This window comes from Candidatus Zixiibacteriota bacterium (assembly GCA_014728145.1).
Lineage (GTDB): Bacteria > Zixibacteria > MSB-5A5 > JAABVY01 > JAABVY01 > WJMC01.
The window spans coordinates 1-7,683 of sequence record WJMC01000203.1 but is presented as its reverse complement, the minus strand read 5'-3'; the positions used below and the strand labels follow the sequence as shown (position 1 = coordinate 7,683).

The 7,683-nt window shown below is 52.5% G+C and carries 6 protein-coding genes; all 6 read right to left on the bottom strand.

Annotation, left to right across the window (positions count from 1 at the left end; all coding sequences use genetic code 11):
- Window positions 1–419 (bottom strand): NADH-quinone oxidoreductase subunit NuoI (gene nuoI / locus GF404_11615; GenBank protein MBD3382829.1); only part of this gene is annotated, 419 nt, incomplete at its 3' end.
- Between the two features lie 16 nt (window positions 420–435).
- Entirely contained in the window at window positions 436–1,392 is a 957-nt protein-coding gene (gene nuoH, locus GF404_11610; protein MBD3382828.1) for an NADH-quinone oxidoreductase subunit NuoH, read from the bottom strand.
- Window positions 1,392–4,097, bottom strand: coding sequence for an NADH-quinone oxidoreductase subunit NuoG (nuoG, locus tag GF404_11605; protein ID MBD3382827.1), 2,706 nt, complete (start codon window positions 4,095–4,097; stop codon window positions 1,392–1,394). The genes nuoH and nuoG overlap by 1 nt, the downstream gene beginning before the upstream one ends.
- A 3-nt stretch (window positions 4,098–4,100) precedes the next feature.
- Window positions 4,101–5,375: an NADH-quinone oxidoreductase subunit NuoF gene (nuoF, locus tag GF404_11600; GenBank protein ID MBD3382826.1), complete on the bottom strand. Its 1,275-nt coding sequence runs from the start codon at window positions 5,373–5,375 to the stop codon at window positions 4,101–4,103.
- A 5-nt stretch (window positions 5,376–5,380) separates the two neighbouring features.
- On the bottom strand, window positions 5,381–5,845 hold the full coding sequence (nuoE, locus tag GF404_11595) for an NADH-quinone oxidoreductase subunit NuoE (protein ID MBD3382825.1): 465 nt from the start codon (window positions 5,843–5,845) through the stop codon (window positions 5,381–5,383).
- A gap of 14 nt (window positions 5,846–5,859) precedes the next feature.
- On the bottom strand, window positions 5,860–7,620 hold the full coding sequence (gene nuoC, locus GF404_11590) for an NADH-quinone oxidoreductase subunit C/D (protein ID MBD3382824.1): 1,761 nt from the start codon (window positions 7,618–7,620) through the stop codon (window positions 5,860–5,862).
- Between the last annotated feature and the right edge of the window lie 63 nt (window positions 7,621–7,683).

Genomic DNA, 7,683 nt, shown 5'->3' with positions numbered 1-7,683 from the left:
TTATAGCCGGGATATTTACCCTGCCCGTCAATCTGCAAATGCTCTTTTTCATAGACCATGTTCTGACGATCGTATTCGCTCATCTCGAAATCGGGCGTGAGCTGAATTGCGTATGTCGGGCAGGCCTCCTCGCAGAACCCGCAATAGATACAGCGTGAGAAATTGATCCGGAAGAACTCCGGGTAACGACGGCCATGTTCATCCTCAGTAGCCTGGAGCGAAATACAATCTACCGGACAGGCCACCGCGCAGAGGTAGCAGGCCACACAGCGTTCTTCACCGTCGGGATCTTTGGAAAGAACTATGCGGCCGCGATAACGAGGTGCAAGCTCCGGTTTCTGTTCCGGGTACTGCACCGTTTCACGGGCGCGGAAGGTATGCTTCAGGATAATCCAGAGCGATCTTAAAATGCTGAACATCTATATTTCCTCATTTCTAATTCCAAAGTAAAACTACCGCCCCGGTTACAACAACGTTCGCCAGCGCCAAAGGCAGCATAAGCTTCCATCCCCAGGACATCAACTGATCGAAACGGGGACGCGGAAGCGTGGCTCTGAGCAATATAAAAAAGACCATGAACACGAAGGTCTTCAAAAAGAACCATACGAAGGGCGGCAGGATCGGACCATGCCATCCGCCCAGAAAGAGCACCGTGATCATTGACGATATAACCACGATACCGAGATATTCGCCGACGAAGAACATGCCGAACTTCATACCGGAGTATTCCGAATGAAAGCCGGCCACCAGTTCGCTTTCGGCCTCGGGAATATCGAACGGCAGTCGATGGGTCTCGGCGATGGCCGCGATCAGAAAGACTATGAAACCGAAAAACTGCGGAACGATATTCCACATATTTTTCTGCGCATCGACAATCTCTGCCAGGTTGAATGTCCCGCTCATCGCCACCACTCCCAGGAGGGAAAGCCCCATGAAGACCTCATAGGAGATCATCTGCGAGGCGGCCCGAAGCGCGCCTAAAAGCGAGTATTTATTATTCGACGCCCAGCCTCCCAGGACGATGCTGTAGGCTCCCAAAGACGACATCGCCAAAAAGAACAGTAGCCCGATATTCGAATCGAGAATATTGATCGATGATGTGATCGGCACCACAGCGAAAGTCATCAGCACAGTCAGGATAATTACTCCGGGCGCTAAAAAGAACACGAACCGATCGGCAAACGACGGCATCCAGTCTTCCTTGAAGAAGATCTTGATCATATCTGCCACCACCTGCAGGATGCCGAAAGGTCCGACCCGGTTGGGGCCGTAACGATCCTGCCACAAACCCAGAAGCCGACGCTCCAGCCAGATCATCCCGGCCGCCATTGTCAATACCGCGCTCATAGCCGTCAACGCGATCAAACTTCCGTATATGGCATCCGCCAGCATTATTTCGCCACCTCGATTTTGACTTCACCCGGAAGAGCTATTCCCCTGGTGTTTTTGAGACCGAACGGAATAGCGGCGCAACCGTCGGGAAGCTTTTCAACGATCTTCAATTTCAGGCTGTATGTTTCGCTATTCATGATTATTTTAACCAGCGCACCATCTTCAGCATTCAATCTCTTCGCTTCTGTATTATTCAACGCGATGTATGATTCAGGTATCAGTTTCGACAATTCGGCCGCATCTGAACTGAGCTCTTCACTTCCAAAGATATGGTAGATCGGAACTGCCAGAAGCATATCTTTTTTTGGCGCAAACTGCGACGGTATATCCCTGAAATAAACGTGTTCACTTTTGCCCGAAGGTTCAATCAACCGAATACCCGGATCGCCTCCGCGCAGTTTTCCGCCAACTTCGAGTTGATACTTGCTGACCGATTGAACGGAATTCCATCCCGGCGCCCAGAAGATCGAATTGAGCGACCCGGGCCGTGGCCCGCGGTAGCCCTCCATGGTGAAAGTCATGGGTGAATCCAGATCCTCCGGAGGTTTGAGCTCGTGGACGCTCTCATGGGCTTTCATCGCGGTACGACCGCTGTAGCGATGAGACGCGCGGGGAAGCTTTTGCCCGTGAATGCGGTAGTCGGGATCGGGCGCGACCTCGATTTTCTTATCGATATCAAGAAGTTCGTTTAATGCTTCGGAGGCGATGATATCGGGGCTGTTCCAGCCTGTAGCACCGTCACCGCCGTTTTTAATCAGCATATCCCTGATCCAGCGCCAGCCTTCATGAATCATCGGATGGGGATCTAAAACCTGGAAATATCTCTGAGCCCTGCCCTCGTTATTGATCAGGGTACCATCACCTTCGGCATAGCTGGCCGACGGCAACACCAAGCTCGATTCTGGCATCGCTCGATTTTCCAGGTAATCCAAAACAATTACATTCTTAAATCCCGACAACAGCTCGTCGGCAGTCTTGTGCGGTAACCTGCGATAGATATCATTTTCCAGGATCACCAGCGTCTCGTAATTTCCGCTTTTGGCTTTCTCCGGAATATCTTCGACAGGACCAGTATCGAACAATGACGCTCCGAGGCTGTTACATTCGGGCAGAGTATAGCAGACTTTAGTCTGATCGTTTTTGGCATGCAACGCCTGAGCTATATTCGCTATGGCCTCGATAATCGCTGTGTTAAACTGGCTGGTTCCGCCGATAATCACCGGACGATCTGCATCCTGCAGATCACTCGCTATCTTTTCAGCCATTTTCTTGAGATCACCTGCGAGGTCTTTGACCGCGGGAGCTTTGGGATCGATTACATTTGCGATCGCGAAACCCAGCCGTGCGATATCATCGGGTGCTGTTTGACAAACATCGGTAGCGATCCCGTCGAGCCTGGTGGCTGTCGGGTTGGCGATATAAAGCGGACCATGTTCATCCTGGGCAAGCTCGCGCAACGCAAAATCATTGAACTCCGGAATCTTTAGAGCCTCAGCTTTTTTCATCGGCTGATTGCGGACTGCCTGGCGGATTGCCAGGTCCAGCATCGGCGCAGTGTTGGTCAAGTCCTCTCCCAAAACCAGAACAGCATCGGCCCGCTCAACCTGGTGCATCGAAGCAGTCGGCACCGGGCGGGTAGTCAGTACTTCATATATTTTCGCCAGAGTCGAACACTCGGTCCTTTTCAATCCGGAATAAAAATTTTCTTTGCCGACCAGTTTACGCAATGCGTAATTGGATTCGAGCGAGGCGCGCGGTGAACCGATGCCAATAGCTTTTCCGGAATCTATCATCCCGGAAGCATTATCGACCGCTTCCGCGAGACTGCATTCGACATGCGTATCCTCCCGCGCTTTTAAAGGCCTGCGTATACGTTTAGGGCTCGCTGTGAATTCATAGCCAAATCGTCCTCGGTCACATATAAAGTAACCGTTGACGTCATGATTGAAGCGGTTGAGCGTGCGCACCAGGCGACCGTAACGGGAACCCGCTATCGTGTTGCAACCCAGTCCGCAATGCTGGCAGATCGAGGGCGCGCCCTGCAGATCCCATTTACGGGCGTAATGCTTTTTCAGGGTCTTGTCGGTGAATACCCCTGTCGGGCAGACCTCGACCAAGTTCCCGGAGAATTCGCTTTCGAGTATACCGTCTTTTTCGCGTCCGAAGTAGACATGATCGGCGGTTCCGAAATCACGCAGATCATCTCCTCCGGCGAAGTCGCGGTAAAACCTGACACAGCGATAGCATGTAATGCAACGGTTCATCTCGTGATTGATGAACGGTCCCAGCTCCTGGTTGCGGAAGGTGACCTTCTTGAATTTGTAACGTCTGTAGTTATGACCGCTCATGACGGTCATGTCCTGCAGATGACATTCGCCTCCTTCGTCGCAGATCGGGCAGTCATGGGGATGACTGACCATCAGCCATTCGATTACCGAAGCTCGAAACTGTTTCGCCTTCTCAGCTTCGACCGAAATTCGCATACCATCCGACACAGGCTCCATACAGGCCATCACGATTTTGCCCATGGTATCTTCTTTGTCTTTGTACTGGATCACCGCGCATTGACGGCAGGCTCCGACCGAACCGAGTGCCGGATGCCAGCAGAAGTAAGGCAAGTCGAATCCGAGCGTCAGGACCGTTTCGAGCAGGTTTTTGCCTTCCTCGACCTCAAACTTTTTATCATCTATATACAGAGTCGCCATAATCTATTTGTAGGGACATTTTCCTTCTTTGATATGTCTTTCAAAATCTTCACGGAAATATTTCAATGCGCTCTGAAGCGGTTCGACCGCTCCGGGCGCGAGGGCGCAGAATGTGTTGCCCGGTCCGAGCTGTTCGCAATGTTGTTTCAGAATATCCAGATCTTCCATCTGACCCTGACCCGCTTCGATTGCTTTCAGTATTTTGGCACACCATGACAATCCTTCACGGCAGGGCGTGCACCATCCACAGGATTCCTGGGCGAAGAAATGTTCCAGGTTGGCCATCATCGCAACCGGGCAGGTCCTGTCGTCGAGTATTATCATGGTGCCGGTACCCATACGGCTTCCGGCTTTGGTGACAGAATCGAAATCGAGCGGTATATCCAGATGATCGGGTGTCAGAAAATCGGTCGAGGCTCCGCCGGGAAGGAAACCCTTGAGATCGAGCCCGTCGTGCATACCGCCGGCATGTTCGTAGATGATCTCCCGCGCGCTGGTACCCATCGGCAATTCCCACATCCCCGGATTTTTGACCCTGCCGCTGACACCATAGAGCTTGGTTCCGCCATCATCGGTTTTGCTGAGGTTTTTGTACCATTCGGCGCCATGTGCGATAATATGCGGTACGTTGGCGAGAGTCTCGACATTCTGCACGATAGTCGGCTTGCCCCACAGGCCGCAGGCTTGCGGAAACGGTGGTTTGGCGCGCGGATTGGCACGTTTGCCTTCGAGCGAATTCAACAGGCCGGTTTCCTCACCGCACATATAGCGTCCGGCCGAGACATGCACATAAAGCTCGAGATCAAATCCGCTTCCCAGGATGTTTTTGCCCAGATAGTTTTTATTGTGAGCTTCCTTAATCGCGTTTCTGAGTGCTTCCTCGCTTTTTTTGTATGCCCAGCGCAGGAATATGTAAGCTGTCGGGGCTTCAATCGCGTAAGCGGCCAGGATCATCCCCTCCAGCAGTTCATGCGGGTCACCCTCCATGATATAGCGATCCTTAAAAGTCCCCGGCTCCATCTCGTCGGCATTGGCCACCAGGTATTTCTGTTTGGGAGCGTTCTCCCCCATAGGAACAAATCCCCATTTCATCCCGGTTGAAAATCCGGCACCGCCTCTCCCACGCAGATTGGAGTCCTTGACTTGCTTTTGCACATCCTCGGGCGTCATCTCTTTTAAGGCCTTCTTCATGGCCTTGTAACCACCCGATTCCTCATAGTCGGCCAGTGAGGCCGGCTTTAAATCGGCGCCGATATTTTGAGTCAGCGGTTTTTCCATCAGCTCTATTTAAAATCCTCCAGAATCTTATCGATTTTATCCTCTGTCAGCTCCCAGAAAGTCTGCCTGTCGACCACCATCGCCGGAGCATGTTCGCAGACCCCCAGGCAGGGAATCGTCAGGAGCGTGAAACGCCCATCGGATGTGGTCTGGCCCGGTTCGATGCCCAGTTTGTTTTTAAAATGAGCAACCAGGTTGTCATAGCCGGTGATCCAGCAACTTACACTGTCGCAGATCAGGATGACATGCCGGCCGACTTCACGTCGGAATATCAGGTTGTAGAATGTCGCTACGCTGTCCAGTTCAGCCGGTGACATCTTCATGAATTCGGCCAGTTCCGCCAGGCTCTCGTCGGAAACCCATCCGCGGTTACGCTGGATGACTTTCAATGCCTCGATACAGGCCGCCTGCTTGCTCGGACTGTGCGACAGCTCTTCTTCTATCTCGCGCATTTCAGCTTCAGAAAGCATATTTGAATCCATACTCATCGGTCAACATCGGCCAGTACAAAATCGATACTGCCCAGAATCGTCAGCATATCCGCAACAGTATAACCCCTGCTCATGAAGGGAACCATCTGTATATGCGGAAACGATGGTGTCCTGATTCTTGTTCTGTACGAGGTCGTGTCACCGTCAGAAATCAGATAATATCCGTTGTTGCCCTTGGGCGCCTCGACACCCACGAACGCTTCTCCGGGTGGAATCACCGGTCCCCAGCTGACATTTAAAAAGTGATTAATCAAAGTCTCGATATCGTGCATGGTGCGATCTTTGCGAGGCGGTGTTGTCAGAGGATGATCCGACTTGAAATGGCCCGCGGGCATGTTCTCCATGCACTGCCCGATGATCCTCAGGCTCTGGCGGATCTCTTCGATCCGGACCAGCGCTCGGTCGTAGGAATCACCGTTTTGCGCTGTCGGTATATCGAACTCGAACTGGTCGTAACCGCCATACGGACGCGCCTTGCGGAAATCCCACTCGAAGCCGGTGGCACGCAGTCCCGGCCCGGTCACTCCCCATTCGATCGCTTCTTCCTTATTATATGTCCCGATACCAATAGTGCGGGCCTTAAAGATACTGTTTTTCATTACCAGCCCGTCGTACTCTTTCAGGCGTTTGGGCATATAATCGAGAAATTCCTTTACGAGGTGATCCCAGCCCTCAGGCAGATCATCAGCCACACCGCCGATCCTGAACCAGTTCGGATGCATCCGGTCTCCGCAAACGGATTCAATGATTCTAAACACCCGCTCGCGGTCGTTGAACATGAAAAAGACCGGCGACAATGCCCCGATATCCTGCGCGAATGTGCCGTACCAGACCAGGTGGCTGGCGATACGGAATAATTCACAGAGCATGATCCGGATCACTTTTGCTCTCTCGGGTACTTCTATTCCGGCCATTTTTTCGATCGCCATGACATACGGCAGATTGTTCATCACCCCGGCCAGGTAGTCGATGCGGTCGGTGTATGGAATGAACGTATGCCAGGACTGCCTTTCGGCCATCTTCTCGGCGCCCCGATGATGGTAGCCTATATCCGGGACAGCATCGAGGATCAGTTCGCCGTCGAGTTGCATAATGACACGCAGGACGCCGTGAGTGCCCGGGTGTTGCGGTCCGAGATTCAAAAACATGAATTCGCTTTCTTCGCTCTCGCGTTTTAAGCCCCATTCTTCCGGCCTGAACTGGAGAGCCTCCTGCTCGCGGTCCTGGCGATCGTCGGGAAGGCTGAACTGCCCCATCTCTGTCGCGCGGGCGGGATGGTCCTTGCGAAGCGGATGACCCTCCCAGGTGGGAGGCATCAGGATTCTGCGCAGATTCGGATGACCGTCAAACCGAAGCCCGAACATATCGTAGACTTCGCGCTCGTACCAGTCAGCATTGCGCCACAGGGAGGCGATCGAGTCGAGTGTTTGCGTATCGTTTTTCAAGGATACTTTTATCCTGATATCTTCATTGCGTTCAAATGACAACAGGTGATAAACGACCGTGAATTCACCATCGGGTTGCCCCTGTCGATGACCGCGGTTGCGTTCGTCGACAGCAGTCAGGTCGTAAAGCAGAGAATAAGGCTGTTCGATTTCTGTTTTGAGATATGCCAGCACGTTTTTAAGATTGCCCGGTTCGATCCAGATGGTCGGGATGCGATCAACAGTCTGCTGTTCGGCAACCACCGACTCGTCAAATTTACCACGGAGCTGATCGGCAATCCGATTGATGTCTGTTACACAGCTCTGCATCAAATATCTTTCCTCTTGTTGTAGTGGATGGTTGTGAGGCCCTTGTCCATGGTGGCCAGATCA

Excerpts from the sequence above, each read along its gene's own strand:
- nuoH (MBD3382828.1), bottom strand. The coding sequence starts at position 1,392 with ATGCTGGCGGATGCCATATACGGAAGTTTGATCGCGTTGACGGCTATG.
- nuoF (MBD3382826.1), bottom strand. The coding sequence starts at position 5,375 with ATGGAAAAACCGCTGACTCAAAATATCGGCGCCGATTTAAAGCCGGCC.
- nuoE (MBD3382825.1), bottom strand. The coding sequence starts at position 5,845 with ATGCTTTCTGAAGCTGAAATGCGCGAGATAGAAGAAGAGCTGTCGCAC.
- nuoC (MBD3382824.1), bottom strand. The coding sequence starts at position 7,620 with ATGCAGAGCTGTGTAACAGACATCAATCGGATTGCCGATCAGCTCCGT.
- nuoG (MBD3382827.1), bottom strand. The coding sequence starts at position 4,097 with ATGGCGACTCTGTATATAGATGATAAAAAGTTTGAGGTCGAGGAAGGC.